The following is a 14,531-nucleotide window of genomic DNA, read 5'->3' as shown; positions in this document are numbered from 1 at the left end:
CGAGTCCGGATGACGCCGCACTCCGAATCGTCACATCCAGCCAGGAGGGCTCACAAGGGCGTGCTGCACAAAGGCGCATCAAAATTCGGTTTCAGTTCGCTGAACTGTGCTTCTCTGGTAGAGCATTCACGAGATTGCGGCGAGTGGCCGGGACCGTGGCGCATCAATCTGCGCGATGTTCACCGAACCGATTGGGATTCACCCATACGCCTGACAGAGTGTGATGCCACCGGGCACCCAGTGCGACGCCAACCGCACAAGTGCCCGCCAGTTGGAGTGGACAGTGATATGGAGGAGTCCTCGATGAAGAGGAACCGGAACAAGCGCATCCGCACCCGCACCCGCACCACCCCGTGCGCGACGGCGGACCCGGTACCGCTGCGCCCGTACGGGACGGCCGTGGTCGTCGTCGTGGTCGTCCTGGCGGTCACGCTGGCCGCCGCCCTGGTGGCGACCGGCATGTCGGCCGGAGCGGCGCTCGAACTGGCCACCGGTGGCTGCCTGTTGGCCGCCAGGCTCCGACGGGAGCGGGCCTAGGAAGAGCACCTGCCTGCGATGGGACGCCGAGAGAACCCGATCGAGGCGACCGAGCCGGCGCTGGGCCGGCTGGCCGCCTGGCTGCGGGAGCAGCGCGAGCAGGCCGAGTTGACGTACCGTCAGCTCGCCGCTCGGACCAACTACCACCCCACCACCCTGCAACGGGCCGCCGGCGGGCGCTCCGTGCCGAGCTGGAAGGTCGTCGAGGCCGTCACCCGCGAATGCGGCGGCGACCTCAAGACCGCCCGGCGCAAGTGGGTCCAGGCCAACTACTGGGCCCACGTGCCCCGCCCCTCGGGCAGTCGCAGACTGCGCGCGCCCCGGCGGATCGACCCCGAACAGGCCGACTCCTTCGCCGACCTGCGCCGCGCGATGCACGAGATGCGCCGCAAGGCCGACTGGCCCTCCCTGCGGGAACTGGACCGCCGGGCCCGCGACCGGGGCGGACGCCTGCCCTCCAGCACGCTGGCCATGGTCCTCAAGGGCGAGGCCCCGTTGCGCAAACCCGTGTTCCTCGCCTACATGGAGGTCTGCGGGGTCAGGGAGGCCCGCCGCGCCCTGTGGGCGGCGGCCTGGGACCGGACGAACAACGCCCGTACCCCGCTGCCGGTCAACTCGCGCACGCACCACAGCGAGTTCGCCCGGGCCATGCAGTCCTCCAGCGCCGGTACCTCGACGGACATCCTGTTCCGCCTGTGGGTGACCCTGCGCAACAACCTCGCCGCCGAACGGGACGAGGGCCCCGGCCACCCCGCCGCGGCGGGCCGCGAAGGCACCGACGACAACCCGTCGGTGCTCGTGTGACCCGGTCCGCGGCCGGGGCGCGCCATCCGCGCCCCGGCCGCGGACCGGCACCCACCCGCGCCCCGGCCGCGGACCGGCATCCACCCGCGCCCCGGCCGCGGACCAGCACCCACCCGCGCCACCCCGGGACACCACCATGCCGACACCACCACGCCGTTCGGCCGCCCCCGGGCCCGCCCTGGGCCTGTGGGCGCTGCACGACCTCCACCTGCGCCACTACCTCGACTACGCCGGACTGCTCCTGCCGCCCGCCGACGCGCCTCTGGCCGTCCGCGCCGCCTTCGAGGAACTCGGCGACCACTGGCTCGACGCCCTGGCCACCGCCAGCCCCACCGCCTGCGCCTGGCAGGCGGTGCGCCGCCGCGTCTGCGCCCAGGCCGGCCCCCGGCCGCTGGGCCCGGTCGCCCACCTGACCGCCGCCCAGCAGGACGTCCTGCTGCTGCACCTGGTCCTCGACCTGTCCGCCGCCGAGGTCGCCGCCCTCACCGGCACCGAACCCGGCGCCGTCCACGTCCAGCTCCGTTCCCTGGCCGCCGCCCGCCGCTGACCCCCGAAGCCGTACGGCCCGGGAGCGGCCGGCAGGGAGGCCGCGCCGTAGCGGCCGCTACGGCGCGGGCGCGTACCCGCGGGCGCGGACCAGGTCGTGGGTGAGCCGGGTGAAGGCGCGGGCGGCGGCGCGGCGGTAGGCGCCCTCGCGGTGCAGGAGGACGACGGTGCGGGCGGGCAGCGGCGGGTCGAGGGGGACGGGGGCGAGGTGGGGGTGGTCGTGGGCGATGGCATCGGGCAGGACGGTGGCCAGGCCGGTGCGCCGGACGATCTCGGTGAGCGCCTGGATCGAGTTGGCCTCGACCGCGATGCGCGGGACGGCCCGGTGACGCTCGAAGTAGGCGTCGATGTGGCCACGGGTGGCGAATCCGCCGGTGAGCAAGGCGAGTTGCTCGTCCTGGAGGGCGCGGACCGGGAGCGGCGTGGGCATCGCCGCGGCGCGCGCCGTGCCGGTGACGAGGCTGAGCGTCTCGGTGAACAGCCCGGTGGCGGCGATACCGGGCAGGTGGGCGCCGGCGAACGCGATGCCGACGTCGAGGTCGTCGGCGAGCAGGGCCGCTTCGACGCGCTCCTGGGTCATCTCCGCGAGGGTGAGGCCGACGCCGGGGTGGCGGGCGTACAGCTCGGCGGTGAGCGGCCCGACCAGGTAGGCGGTGAAGGTGGGGGTGACGCCCAGGCGCAGGTGGCCGCGGGTGAGGTCCTGGACGTCGTGGACGGCGCGCTCGGCGGCGGCCAGGTCGCGCAGCGCGCGCCGGGCGTGGTCGGTGTAGACGGCGCCGGCGTCGGTCAGCCGCACGGCGCGGCCGGTGCGGTCCAGCAGCTGCACGCCCAGGGTCCGCTCCAGTTGTTTGATCTGCTGGGAGAGCGTGGGCTGGGAGACGTGCAGCTCCTCGGCGGCGCGGGTGAAGCTGCCGTGTTCGGCGACGGCGAGCAGGTAGCGCAGGTGACGCAGTTCGAGAGCGGCCATGGCACCACTGTAACCACACCTATAGATGAGGCCAATGGCTCCCATGGTCAACGGCTCTTGGACACTATAGGAGCAGGTCATGCATGGTGGATCTCACCAGCCCACAGGGCCGATCACCACCCGAAGGGAGTGACCGTGCAGGACCTCACCGACGGCGTCGCCCGTTTCCAGCGGGACGTCTTCCCGGCCAAGGCGCAACTCTTCGCGCACCTCGCCACCCACCACACCCCGGACACCCTGTTCATCAGCTGCTCCGACGCCCGCGTCGTCCCCGAGCTGATCACCGGCACCGAACCCGGCGACCTGTTCGTCATCCGCACCGCCGGCAACCTCGTACCCGCCCACAGCCCCGAGGCCGACGGCGTCGCCGCCAGCATCGAGTACGCCGTCGCCGCGCTGGGCGTCAAGGACATCGTCGTCTGCGGCCACTCCGCCTGCGGCGCGATGACCGCCCTCGCCCAGGGCCACGACCTCAGCGCCGCCCCCGCGGTCGCCACCTGGCTGCGCCACGCGGACGCCTCCGTGGCCCGCACCGCCGCCGACGGCGACGTCCCCGCGCTGGTACGCCAGAACGTGCTCGCCCAGCTGGCGAATCTGGCCACCCACCCCTCGGTCGCCCGCGCCCTCGCCGAGGGCAAGGTCGCCCTCCACGGCTGGGTCTACGACATCCCCACCGGCCGCGTCGAGGACCTCACCGCCGCCCCCACGCTCGCCGCCTGACCACCACACCCCTTCCCCCTCTTCTCACGTCGCCCCGTCCGCGGGCGACGTACCCCCCCTCCGAAAGGACGTATCGATCATGGTGCACGCCCAGGCCGGCCAGACCGCCCGCGAGGCCCTGGCCGACAAGGCCGTCGAGGCCAAGATTCGCAAGGACCTGTCCTGGAAGCAGATCGCCGAGGCCTCCGGCCTGTCGGTGGCCTTCACCACCGCCGCCGTCCTCGGCCAGCACCCGCTGCCGGAGCAGTCCGCGAAGGCCGTGGCCGAGCTGCTGGGCCTGGACGACGACGCGGCGCTGCTGCTGAAGACCATCCCGGTGCGCGGCTCGATGCCCAACCGCATCCCGACCGACCCGACGATGTACCGCTTCTACGAGATGCTCCAGGTCTACGGCACCACCCTCAAGGCCCTGGTCCACGAGGAGTTCGGCGACGGCATCATCTCCGCGATCAACTTCCGGCTCGACGTGAAGAAGGTCGCCGACCCGGACGGCGGCGAGCGCGCCGTCATCACCCTCGACGGCAAGTACCTGCCGACCAAGCCGTTCTGACACACCGACAGGACGGCACGCGACACGCCAGTCGGCACCGGGCGGGCCGGGAGCACAGCCCTCCGGCCCGCCCCTCCGCCCCTCTTCACTCAACTCCCGAGGAAAACCGTGGACTTCGCCCAGCGCACCATCGACATCGCCCGCCAGAACGTCGCCGAAGGCGGCCGCCCGTTCGCGACCGTCATCGTCAAGGACGGCAGGATCCTCGCGGAGAGCCCCAACAAGGTCGCCCAGACCAACGACCCCACCGCCCACGCGGAGATCCTCGCCATCCGCGAGGCCTGCACCAAGCTGGGCACCGAACACCTGACCGGCACCACCATCTACGTGCTCGCCCATCCCTGCCCGATGTGCCTGGGCTCGCTGTACTACTGCTCGCCGGACGAGGTCGTCTTCCTCACCACCCGCGACGCCTACGAACCCCACTACGTCGACGACCGCAAGTACTTCGAACTGGACAGCTTCTACGCCGAGTTCGCCAAGCCCTACCAGGAACGCCGGATGCCGATGCGCCACGAGCAGCGCGACGCCGCCGTCGAGGTGTACCGCTTCTGGCAGGAGCACAACGGCGGCGAGCGCCGCGTCGCGGGCGCCCCGACCGCCGTATGACGTGGGCGCCCCGACCGCCGTATGACGCGGGCGACCCGACCGCCGTGTGGCGCGGGCGACCGAGAAGCCGGCCCGGCGCCGCCCGGACAACCCGCCGGGCTCGGCGAGCGCACTGAGCCCGGCAGCGGTCCGCAGCCGTAGACGTGGAAGGGCGCCCTCTGCCGGAGCGGGCGCCGCGGCGTCAGGAGGCAGGCGTGCTCAGGTTCCACGGCGCATGGCGGATCACCGTCGTCGGCAGGAGCGCCGACTTCGACCAGCGGGCGGTCGTCCGCGGCGCACACGGACTGCGGGTGCTGCCCGGGCGGGTCGGCGCCACCATCCAGATGGACGAGGACAGCTGGACGCTCTCCCTCGAACACCACCTACGCGGCCGCGGCTGGCAGCCCAACCTGCGCACCACCCCCGGGCCCGTCACCGAACACGGCGGCCTGCGCAGCCAACTGCTCACCAGCAACGACCGCCACTGGCCGGGCAAGCCGCTCGACTACGTCAACTTCGTGCTGCGCCTGGACCAGGGCGCCGCCCGTGCGGCGCTGCGGTCTTCGCCGCTGTCGCCGCTGTCGCCGCTGTCTTCACCGTCTTCGCTGTCGGAGGGAAGCGGGTGGGCCTCCTGGTAGCCCGCCGGCACCACCTGCGGCCGCGGCGGCACGACTAAAGTCCCAGGTGAGAACCACCGCGCCCGAGGAGACCCCACCATGCCGACCGACCCCGCCGCCACCCCGACCCCCGCCCCCGCCGCCGCGCGCCCGCACCCCGCGCGCCTCGGCCTGGGCACGGCGGCCGTCGGCCGGCCCGGCTACATCAACCTCGGGCGCGACGCCGACCTGCCCGCCGACCGCACCGTCGACGCCCTGCGCGAGCGCACCCACACCCTGCTCGACGCCGCGTACGCCGCCGGCGTGCGCTACCTCGACACCGCCCGCTCCTACGGCCGCGCCGAGGAGTTCCTCGGCCAGTGGCTCGCCGAACACCCCGAGGCCGCGGCCGAGGTGACGGTCGGCAGCAAGTGGGGCTACACCTACACCGCCGACTGGCGCACCAGCGGAGTCGCCGCACACGAGGTCAAGGAACACTCCACGGCCGTCTACGACCGCCAGATCCGCGAGAGCCGCGCCCTGCTCGGCGACCACCTGGACGTCTACCTGGTCCACTCCGTCACCCCCGACAGCCCCGCCCTCACCGACCCCGCCCTGCACCGGCGCCTCGCCGCCCTCGCCGCCGAAGGCGTGCGCGTGGGCCTGTCCACCAGCGGCCCCGCCCAGGCCGACACCATCCGCCGGGCCCTCGCCGTCACCACCGACGGCCGCCCCCTGTTCACCGTCGTCCAGGCCACCTGGAACCTCCTGGAGACCTCCGCCGCCCCCGCCCTCGCCGAAGCCCACGCGGCCGGCTGGCTCGTCGTCGTCAAGGAGGGCATGGCCAACGGCCGCCTCGCCGGCCGCAACGCCACCGGCCCCGACACCGCCCCCCTGCGCACCCTCGCCGCCCGCACCGGCACCACCCCCGACGCCCTCGCCCTCGCCGCGGCCGCCGCCCAACCCTGGGCCGACACCGTCCTCTCCGGCGCCGCCACCCCCGTCCAACTCACCTCCAACCTCGCCGCCACCACCCTGCGCCCCGCCCCCGAGGACCTCGCCGCCCTCGCCACCATGGCGGAGCCCGCCGAGGCGTACTGGCGCACGCGGGCGGGGCTGCCCTGGTCCTGAGCGGTTGGCGGGACCGAGGCCGTCCCTCGGGTCCTCGCCGCCCGCCGGCGCCGTGGCGGAGCCGGCCGTGGCGTGCCGGCGCACGGGGGCGGGGCTCTCCTGGCCCCGTGGTGTCGTGCTTGCCGGCACCGGTCAGTCGAGGACGTCCGCGACCGGCTCCGGGACCCGGCCGCAGCCCGCGACATTCTCGACCTCGACGGCCTCGACCCCGGGTTCAGCAGATCGTCCTCAACAACCCCGGTGCCCGCGAGCTGATCGATAACCTCGCCGCCTACGCCAGCCTGCCGGCTGGCCCCCGGCGCATCGCCATCGGATGCGCCGGGGGTCGGCACAGGGCGTCCGGTCTCACCGAAATCCTCGCCAACGAACTCCGACAGCGCGGCCACCAGGTCGAGGTCGAGCACCTCCACGTCCACTTGCCCCGCGTCCTGAAGACGCCGCAGTGAGGCAGGCGCTGTCTGCTGGACTATGCCTCGCGCCATGCATCGGTGACACAGCCGACCTCGAAGTGCCACCACCCGTCCTCCACGCCGCGGACGAGCAGTGCCTTGATCCCGCTGAGATCTGCATCGGCTGGCACGTTGAAGGCGACCAAGGGGAACTCCTCGCTGAAGACCTCACCACCCAAGCCGAACGGCGACAGCCGCTCGTGAACAGCGTGAGCGCTTCGGCCCAGTGGACCGGACGGAACGGGCAGGACCCGGATGGTGCAGTTGCCCGACGCCTCCACCCGTTCCTTCGACCAGTGGAGACCGTCTGCATCCGTCACAAAGCGCACGATCTCGCCCTCGGCGACCCCGTTCTGCAGGAAGGGGACGTTCTCCACCCGGGCAGTATCGGAGCTCAGCCGCGTTGCCCACAGCCCCTCGGTGTCATGGGGAAGCCAGCCTTCACGCGGCACAAACCGGAACCACACCTTGATCCGGTTGTTCTCAGCGGCGAGGGGCTCGGACGGAGTCATCGAAGTCACGGTCCAGATGATCGCGCACTCGCCTTCACGCATCGAACGCAGGTCCGACTGCCCTTAGTCCGGAAAAGGGCGTCCGGTCTCACCGAAATCCTCGCCAACGAACTCCGACAGCGCGGCCATCAGGTCGAGGTCGAGCACCTCCACGTCCACCTGCCCCGCGTCCTGAAGCCGGCCAGCACGTGATCGGTCACCGCTTGGAACGGCCTTCAGGAATCCGGGCTCTGAGCAGGGCATTGCCAGTTAGCTGCGTCGATCGCGTCGCCCGCCATGCCACTGAGGTGGAAGCAATTGCCGTTGGCCCACACCGTCACCGAATCCCGCCGATGGTCGACCTGGAAGGGCTCGTCCCCACGCAACGTCCCGGACCAAGAGCCGTTTTCTGCTGGCGAGTGAGTGACAACGACGTAGGTCTGTCCCGGCAGGATCTGGTGGCTGTCTGCCCACGGCTCCACCGTCAGCTCCAGCGGCGCTTCACCGTCGTTTCCGACCAGCAGACGCGCAGTTCCCCCAGCGAACATCTCCAGCACCTTTCCTTGCTCCTGCGGGCGATTGCGCATGCAAGCGCCGTCCACAGACACCTGCTGCCTGATCTTCACACACGAGATCAGGCGCCAAGCGTCTGCACCGTCCGAGCCGCCGAACACCCGTGCTGGGACGAATCGCTGTCCGTAGTCCGGAAAGGTCACCGGCGACCGGCCTGCGCCCGATGCCCGGGCCTTGCCGTGGCGCCGCCGCCCTGGCTCCGGGGCGCCACCGTCCGCTCCGATGGTGCCGCCATCCGTGCCCAGCTCGCCTCCGTCGCCGCCGCCCTCTGCTTCACCCCGAGGGCCTCGCCGCCCTCGGGGTGGGACAGAGCCGGTCGATGCGTGCCGGCACGCGCGGGCGGTTGCCGTGCGGCGTGGGGTGCGCCGCGCAGGAAGTCGGCGGGGTCGACTTCTCGTGCCTGGGGGAGCCGGTCTGGCCCTGAGGGTTCGGCAGGTCGGCGCGCTGCCGGTGCCGTGGCGCGTCCCCGAGGCGCCAGGGGGCACTCGGGGCTGGTCCTGGTGGGGTGCCCGCAAGTTGGGGCCGAGGTGGGCCGGGGGTGTGCCGGCGCGCGGGCGGTTGCCGTGCGGCGTGGGGTGCGCCGCGCAGGAAGTCGGCGGGGTCGACTTCTCGTGCGCCCGGGGGCGCCCGGCTTCTGGCCTGACGGTTCGGCGCGGGAGCCCGACGGTCCTTGTCGGTGGTGGCGCCTACGGTGAGCCGCATGACCGAGCACCCGGACCTCGCCGTCGCCCTCGCCGCCCTGCCCGTCGACCTGCCGCCCGGCCGTACGGTCGCCGAGGACGAGGGGAGCCGGCCGCTGCTGTGGATCAGTGACGCCCCCGCGCCCGCCGGGCTGTGGCGGCAACTGCACCGCGCCCACCCGCAGACCGGGCTGTGGCCGCTGCTGCTCAGCCCGCTGGACCCCACCGACCCCGACTACCGGCCCTGGCTGTCCGGCGAGCTCTACCCGACCGACGCCGCCATACCCGACCTCTACGACCCGGCCGCCCTGCTGGGCACCTGGTGGAAGCAGGTCGACGAGGACGAGGATGGGGACGGAGAGACGGACGAGGACGCCGAGATCATCGACGAGACCCTCGCCCCCTACGGCCGCACCTGGCCCGGCCTCGCCCCCGCCGCCACCGTCCCGGACGGAGCCGCCGGCGCCGAGGCCCGGGAGCTGGCCGAGGTGCTGCGGTCCGTCAAGGACGTCCGTCTCGGCCTGGTGCGGGCCGACAGCGGCGCCCACGCACTCGCGGCGTGCGGCTGGAGCGGTCCCACGAACCACGAGAACGACATCGCCAAGATCGCCGCCGTGCTCGCCGACTGGGAGCGCCGCTTCGGCACCCAGGTCGTCGAAGTCGGCTTCGACACCCTGGTGTTGAGCGTTCCCGTGCCGCCCGCCACGCTCGCCGAGGCGCTCCCGCTGGCCGCCGAACACACCGCCTTCTGCCCCGACCTGGTCTTCCAGGGCTCCGGCAGCCTCACCGAGTACGCCGAGGAGCTGGTGGGCGCCCACCAGTGGTCCTTCTGGTGGGACTGACCTGACCTGCTCCCCGGGGGAGGGGAGGACGGGGTGCGGACCCGGACGCACGGACCCGCCCGGCGCCCGCCGCCGACCGGTGTGGCATGCTGCGCCGGGCCGCGAACCAGGCCCGCGCCCCCACCACCCCACCCGCCCCCGAGGAGCACCCCCTGAACACCGCCTGCGCCGAAGTCCTGTCCGCGGGCCTGCTGATACTCGTCCTGGTCTGCGCCGTCGCCCGCCCCTGGGGCTGGCCGGAGGCCGCCGCCGCCGTGCCGGCCGCCGCCCTGCTGGTGGTGACCGGCGCCGTCCCGTCGGAGCACGCGACGGCCGAGGCCGCCCGCCTCGGGCCGGTGATCGGCTTCCTGGCCGCCGTCCTGGTACTGGCCAAACTCTGCGACGACGAGGGACTGTTCCGCGCCTGCGGGGCCTGGATGGCGCGCAGCGCCGCCGGCCGCCCGCGCCGACTGCTGGCCCAGGTGTTCGCCGTCGCCTCGGTGGTCACCGCGGTGCTCAGCCTGGACGCCACCGTCGTCCTGCTCACCCCGGTCGTCCTGGCCACCGCCGCCCGCCTGGGCGCCCGGCCCGGACCACACCTGTACGCCTGCGCCCACCTGTCGAACACGGCGTCGCTGCTGCTGCCGGTCTCCAACCTGACCAACCTGCTCGCCTTCACCGCCAGCGGCCTGAGCTTCGGCCGCTTCGCCGCCCTGATGACACTGCCGTGGCTGGCGGCCGTCGGCGTCGAGTACCTGGTGCTGCGCCGCTGCTTCGCCACCGACCTGGACGCCGCCCCCACCGAGGCCCCCGACGCCGCACCGGCCCCCGCCATGCCGCTGTTCGCCCTGGTCACGGTGGGCTGCACGCTCGCCGGGTTCGGCCTCGCCTCCGCGCTGGACGTCGACCCGGCCTGGGCGGCGGCCGCCGGCGCCACCGTCCTGGCCGTCCGCGCCCTGGCCCGCGGCCACGCCACCCCCGCGACGGTGGTGCGCTCGGCGGCCCTGCCGTTCCTGGCGTTCGTCCTCGCCCTGGGCATCGTGGTGCGCGCGGTCGTCGACAACGGCCTGGCCTCCGGCCTGGCCCACCTCGTGCCCGCCGGGACCGCGCTGCCCGCCCTGCTCGGCACCGCCGCGCTGGCCGCCGTCCTCGCCAACGCCATCAACAACCTGCCCGCCACCCTGGCCCTGGTGCCGCTGGCGGCCCCGGCCGGGCCGGGCGCCGTCCTCGCGGTCCTGCTCGGGGTGAACATCGGCCCCAACCTCAGCTACGCCGGCTCGCTGGCCACCCTGCTGTGGCGCAGCATCGTCCGCGACCGCGGAGTGCCGGTCGAACTGCGCGAGTTCACCCGCCTGGGCCTGCTCGCCGTCCCGGCCACCCTCACCGCCGCCGTCCTGGCCCTGTGGGCCTCCCTGCAGCTGATCGGCACCTGACCGGAGCGCGATTCCCGACCCGACCCGACCCGGGCTCCGGCGGTGAGCGGCCGTACACCGAGCCGCGGGCTCACCGTCCGGGCTCGGGAACGGCCGGGCGCCGGGACTGCCGCGCACAGCGGGACCCGCGGCACCCGCTCAGGCCCCGGGGCGCCCGCGCGGAGGGGGAAGCCGGCGGATCCGACTTCCTGTGCTGCGCCCCTGTGCGGGCGGCTTCGTGCCGTTGCGGGTGGTGAGGCAGGGGGATTGGCGGGTTCGGGCCGGTGTGGTGGGCCTGCCGTGTGCAGTGGGATCGGGCACGCCGGTTTGGGCCCGCTCGCCTGCCGGGGCGGTGTGCGGGTGTGCGGGTGCTCCGCAGGAGGTCCGTACGGAGTGGGAAGCCGGCGGGTCCGACGTCCTGTGCCGGTGCGGAGGCCGGTGCGGCGGGCCGGGGTCAGTAGTCGGAGCTGGGCGCCGCCGTGACCGGGCCGAGGTCCGGTTCGTCGCGCAACTCCACTGCCGTGCCGTGCCGTTCGAGTTCCAGCACGACCAGGTCGTTGGTGCCGGCCCGCCACAGTGGGGCGGGGGCGTAGAGGGTGCGCTGGGGGCCGGCGGCGCAGTGGCGGCCGAGGAGGAAGCCGTTGAGCCACAGCAGGCCGCGGCCCCAGCCCGGCAGGGCGACGAACGCGTCGGCGGGGGAGGGGAGTTCAACGGTGAAGCGGTGGAAGGCCGGTTCCCCGTCGCCCTCCTCCCCGGCATCGGCGCCGTCCGTGAAGCGCAGCGCGGACAGGTCGGTCAGCGGCAGCGGGCGGATCTCCCAGCCGAAGAGCCGCTGGTGGCCGTGCGAGACACCGCGGGTGATGCCCTTGCGGTCGTCCATCTGCGGGCCGTAGTTCACCCGGCCCAGCGCCTCGACCAGGATGTCCAGCACGACCCCGTCGGGCCCGGTGGCCAGCGGCAGCGTCGCGCCGGGGGAGTTGCGCTCCAGCACCCCGAGCGGGCGGCCGTCCGCGAAGACCTGCGCCCGGTCGGCCAACCCGTCGATGCGCAGCGGGAGTTCGGGGCGCGGACCGGGCACCCGGGTGCGGTAGTGGATCAGGCCGCGGTCCTGCCCGACCTGCTCCATCGATAGCGGCGCCGCGTGCCGCCGCGGCCGCGACAGCGCGTCCAGGGCCCGCGCCAGGACCGCCCGCCCCCGCGCGGGCTCCAGCCGCTGCGGCGTCACCCGGGGCGCGGGGCCGGGCAGTTCGCCGTCCGGCAGGGGCAGGTAGCGGCCGATGACCTCGCGCAGGGCGTGGAACTTCTCGGTCAGCTCGCCGGCCTCGCCGATCGGCGCGTCGTAGTCGTAGCTGGTGACGGTCGGCTCGTAGCCGGCGTCCAACGGGTGGGCGCCGGAGTGGTTGGCGCCCGCCCACAGGCCGAAGCTGGTGCCGCCGTGCGCCATGTAGAGGCTGACGGAGGCGCCGGTGGCGAGCAGTTCGTCCAGCGAGGCGGCGGTCTCCTTCGGGTCGCGGACGTGGTGCGGCAGGCCCCACTGGTCGAACCAGCCGATCCAGAACTCCATGGCGGTCAGCGGCCCTTCGCCCTGGTGGCGGCGCAGGACCGCCAGCCGTTCGGGGGCGCGCGAGCCGAACGTGGCGGTGGCGAGGTGGCCGGGGATGGCGCCGCCCTGCTGCATGGTGTCGTGGGCGCCGTCGGCGGTGAACAGCAGGCAGTCCACGCCGCGCCGCACCAGGCCGTCGCGCAGGTGGGCGAGGTAGGCGGCGTCGTCGCCGTAACTGCCGTACTCGTTCTCCACCTGCACCGCCACCACCGGCCCGCCCCGGCTCGCCAGCAGCGGCAGCAACTCGGGCACCAGCGCGTCGAACCAGCCGTCCACCTCGGCCAGGTACGCCGGGTCCGCGCAGCGCAGCCGCAGCCCGTCCACCGCCAGCAGCCGGGCCGGCAGCCCGCCGAACTCCCACTCCGCGCAGATGTACGGGCCCGGGCGCAGGATCACGTCCAGCCCCAGGCCCCCGGCCAGCCGCACGAAGTGCGCCACGTCCCGCCAGCCGGTGAAGTCCACCGTGCCGCCGGGCAGTTCGTGGAAGTTCCACGGGACGTAGGTGTCCACCGTGTTCACTCCCAGCGCCCGCACCCGCCGCAGCCGGTCGTCCCACAGCCGCGGGTGCACCCGGAAGTAGTGCACCGCCCCGGCCACCACCCGGTGCGGTGCCCCGTCCCGGACGAACCCGTCCGCGTCGTACCCGAGCATGCGCGTACCCGCCTTCCCACCGGAGACCCCGAAGGCCCCGAGGGCCAACGGCACCGCCGAGCCTAGCGAGGAACGGGCCGCGCGCCCCGCTTGCGCTCAGGTGTCGTAGCAGCCGTCCCACGGGGCGCAGAAGCCCAGGCCGCCCGGATGGAACTCCATCCACACACCGTCCTCCTCGTCCTCCTCCACCTCCGGGACCAGGCCGAACAGGGCACCCTCGAACCGCACCTCGAACGGCGCGACGGCGATGTCTCGGTAGTGCCGCCCCGGCAGGGCGTCCAGCCACTCCTCCAGCAGCAGCCGCGCCGCCGCGACCGCCCGCTCCTCGCCGTCCGCCGTCGTGCCGGTGGACCGGATGCGCGAGTCCAGGTGCCTGCCGGCCTCGTCGAACCGGTGCAGCACGGCGTACCAGCGCTTCTGCGGCTGCCAGTCGTCGCCGCTCCACCCCTCGGGGAAGGCGGCCACGACCCACGCGAAGAACTGGCCGCCGTCGCACCGCCCGATGGTGCGGGTGTAGTGGTCGGGATCGTGTCGGATCGGGATGACCTCGGGAACGTTCACGGGCGAACCTTAGGCCCCACCTGCGACAACGCGCCCTGCGACAACGCGCCGCGGCCGCCCGGGGTCAGCCCGTCGGCCGCACCACGGGAGGGAGCGTGATGACCGGGCCGATCGGCCGGCAGCCGTCGTAGGTCATGGCCTGCAGCGGCGGGCAGTGGGCATTGGTCGGAACCGACGTGGGCGGGGCCGGCAGCTCCGGGCGCGGCGGGATCGTCCAGTACGGGGACGACTTGGCGGCCGGCGCCTGCGAGCGGCCCGCCGACTGCTCCCCGGCCGACTGCGCCCCGCTCGTACCGGCGGCCGCGGCGGTGGGCGCGGCCTGGGACCGGGGACGGGAGCCGGCCGGCCGGGCGGACGGCTCACCGGCCTCGGCGCCCTCGGCGTCCTGCGTCGCCGCGCCCGCCGCCTCGGGCGGGACGGAGGCGGGGTCGGGCGCGGGGGCCGGGTCGGTGTTCGCCGGAGCCGTCGCCTCCGGGGCGGCCGCAGGCGCGGCCTGTGCCGGGGCGCTGGGCGAGGGGTCGGCCGAAGGGCCGGCCGACGCGGCCGGGCTCGCCGCGCCGCCCGGCCCGGCCGAGGCGCCGCCCGGGGAGGAGGCCAGGAGCGCCGCGCCGATCCCGGCCGCCCCGAGGACGCACACCCCCGCCGCGACGGCGAGGGACCGCCGCCGACGGCGTGTCACCTCGCCGCCCTGCGCCGTCGACGCGTCCCGCACTGCCGCCGCGTCCTGCGCCGCCGCCGCGCCGTGCGGCTGCTCGCCGGTACCGTCCTGCATCCGGACCCCACCCTGCTTTTCCTGTGATCATGCCGCTGAACTGCGCGGATGCTAGCAGGCGCCGCGATGCGCGGACACT

At 74.2% G+C, this 14,531-nt stretch carries 17 protein-coding genes; 11 read left to right on the top strand and 6 right to left on the bottom strand.

Annotated elements, in window-relative coordinates:
• Positions 1–303: 303 nt before the first annotated feature.
• From ACIQ87_RS10110 to ACIQ87_RS10100, 3 genes are all read left to right on the top strand, one after another.
• Entirely contained in the window at positions 304–537 is a 234-nt protein-coding gene (locus ACIQ87_RS10110; RefSeq protein ID WP_402404309.1) for a hypothetical protein, read from the top strand.
• A gap of 18 nt (positions 538–555) precedes the next feature.
• Positions 556–1,341, top strand: a complete 786-nt coding sequence (locus ACIQ87_RS10105) for a helix-turn-helix domain-containing protein (RefSeq protein ID WP_402404306.1) — start codon at positions 556–558, stop codon at positions 1,339–1,341.
• 136 nt (positions 1,342–1,477) lie between these two features.
• On the top strand, positions 1,478–1,888 hold the full coding sequence (locus tag ACIQ87_RS10100) for a sigma factor-like helix-turn-helix DNA-binding protein (protein WP_402404304.1): 411 nt from the start codon (positions 1,478–1,480) through the stop codon (positions 1,886–1,888).
• Positions 1,889–1,945: 57 nt separating this feature from the next.
• On the opposite strand, the gene cynR is transcribed toward ACIQ87_RS10100, so the two are convergent.
• Positions 1,946–2,854: a transcriptional regulator CynR gene (gene cynR / locus ACIQ87_RS10095; RefSeq protein WP_402404301.1), complete on the bottom strand. Its 909-nt coding sequence runs from the start codon at positions 2,852–2,854 to the stop codon at positions 1,946–1,948.
• A 135-nt stretch (positions 2,855–2,989) separates the two neighbouring features.
• On the opposite strand from cynR, the gene ACIQ87_RS10090 reads away from it, so the two are divergent.
• From ACIQ87_RS10090 to ACIQ87_RS10065, 6 genes are all read left to right on the top strand, one after another.
• Positions 2,990–3,574 (top strand): carbonic anhydrase, encoded by a 585-nt coding sequence (locus ACIQ87_RS10090; RefSeq protein WP_402404299.1) that lies wholly within the window; start codon positions 2,990–2,992, stop codon positions 3,572–3,574.
• 79 nt (positions 3,575–3,653) lie between these two features.
• Entirely contained in the window at positions 3,654–4,124 is a 471-nt protein-coding gene (cynS, locus tag ACIQ87_RS10085; RefSeq protein WP_402404296.1) for a cyanase, read from the top strand.
• 108 nt (positions 4,125–4,232) lie between these two features.
• A complete protein-coding gene (locus ACIQ87_RS10080; protein ID WP_402404294.1) occupies positions 4,233–4,733 on the top strand; it encodes a nucleoside deaminase in 501 nt (166 codons plus the stop codon).
• Positions 4,734–4,927: 194 nt separating this feature from the next.
• Positions 4,928–5,350, top strand: coding sequence for a hypothetical protein (locus ACIQ87_RS10075; RefSeq protein ID WP_402404291.1), 423 nt, complete (start codon positions 4,928–4,930; stop codon positions 5,348–5,350).
• A gap of 78 nt (positions 5,351–5,428) precedes the next feature.
• On the top strand, positions 5,429–6,439 hold the full coding sequence (locus ACIQ87_RS10070; RefSeq protein WP_402404288.1) for an aldo/keto reductase: 1,011 nt from the start codon (positions 5,429–5,431) through the stop codon (positions 6,437–6,439).
• Between the two features lie 107 nt (positions 6,440–6,546).
• Positions 6,547–6,885: a hypothetical protein gene (locus tag ACIQ87_RS10065; RefSeq protein WP_402404286.1), complete on the top strand. Its 339-nt coding sequence runs from the start codon at positions 6,547–6,549 to the stop codon at positions 6,883–6,885.
• Between the two features lie 20 nt (positions 6,886–6,905).
• Here the strand turns inward: ACIQ87_RS10065 and ACIQ87_RS10060 are convergent, their stop codons facing one another.
• Together ACIQ87_RS10060 and ACIQ87_RS10055 are read right to left on the bottom strand one after the other, a co-directional pair.
• Complete coding sequence (locus ACIQ87_RS10060; protein ID WP_402404551.1) at positions 6,906–7,400, bottom strand: DUF4265 domain-containing protein; 495 nt, start codon at positions 7,398–7,400, stop codon at positions 6,906–6,908.
• 215 nt (positions 7,401–7,615) lie between these two features.
• Positions 7,616–8,005: a hypothetical protein gene (locus ACIQ87_RS10055; protein WP_402404284.1), complete on the bottom strand. Its 390-nt coding sequence runs from the start codon at positions 8,003–8,005 to the stop codon at positions 7,616–7,618.
• 647 nt (positions 8,006–8,652) lie between these two features.
• Between ACIQ87_RS10055 and ACIQ87_RS10050 the strand changes: the two genes are divergently transcribed.
• Both ACIQ87_RS10050 and ACIQ87_RS10045 read left to right on the top strand, forming a co-directional pair.
• Entirely contained in the window at positions 8,653–9,474 is an 822-nt protein-coding gene (locus ACIQ87_RS10050; RefSeq protein ID WP_402404281.1) for a DUF4253 domain-containing protein, read from the top strand.
• A 152-nt stretch (positions 9,475–9,626) separates the two neighbouring features.
• Positions 9,627–10,886 carry an SLC13 family permease gene (locus ACIQ87_RS10045; protein WP_402404548.1) on the top strand — a complete coding sequence of 420 codons (1,260 nt, stop codon included), beginning with the start codon at positions 9,627–9,629 and terminating at the stop codon, positions 10,884–10,886.
• Positions 10,887–11,319: 433 nt separating this feature from the next.
• On the opposite strand, the gene ACIQ87_RS10040 is transcribed toward ACIQ87_RS10045, so the two are convergent.
• The 3 genes from ACIQ87_RS10040 to ACIQ87_RS10030 form a co-directional block, all read right to left on the bottom strand.
• Entirely contained in the window at positions 11,320–13,119 is a 1,800-nt protein-coding gene (locus ACIQ87_RS10040) for a beta-galactosidase family protein (RefSeq protein WP_402404279.1), read from the bottom strand.
• A 96-nt stretch (positions 13,120–13,215) separates the two neighbouring features.
• Complete coding sequence (locus tag ACIQ87_RS10035; RefSeq protein WP_402404276.1) at positions 13,216–13,680, bottom strand: hypothetical protein; 465 nt, start codon at positions 13,678–13,680, stop codon at positions 13,216–13,218.
• Between the two features lie 64 nt (positions 13,681–13,744).
• Positions 13,745–14,452 carry a hypothetical protein gene (locus tag ACIQ87_RS10030; RefSeq protein ID WP_402404274.1) on the bottom strand — a complete coding sequence of 236 codons (708 nt, stop codon included), beginning with the start codon at positions 14,450–14,452 and terminating at the stop codon, positions 13,745–13,747.
• Positions 14,453–14,531: the final 79 nt, after the last annotated feature.

The sequence above is a fragment of the Kitasatospora sp. NPDC096204 genome (assembly GCF_044763205.1).
Taxonomy (GTDB): domain Bacteria; phylum Actinomycetota; class Actinomycetes; order Streptomycetales; family Streptomycetaceae; genus Kitasatospora.
The sequence above is the reverse complement of the archived record's forward strand: the minus strand, read 5'-3'. Positions and strand labels throughout refer to the sequence as shown.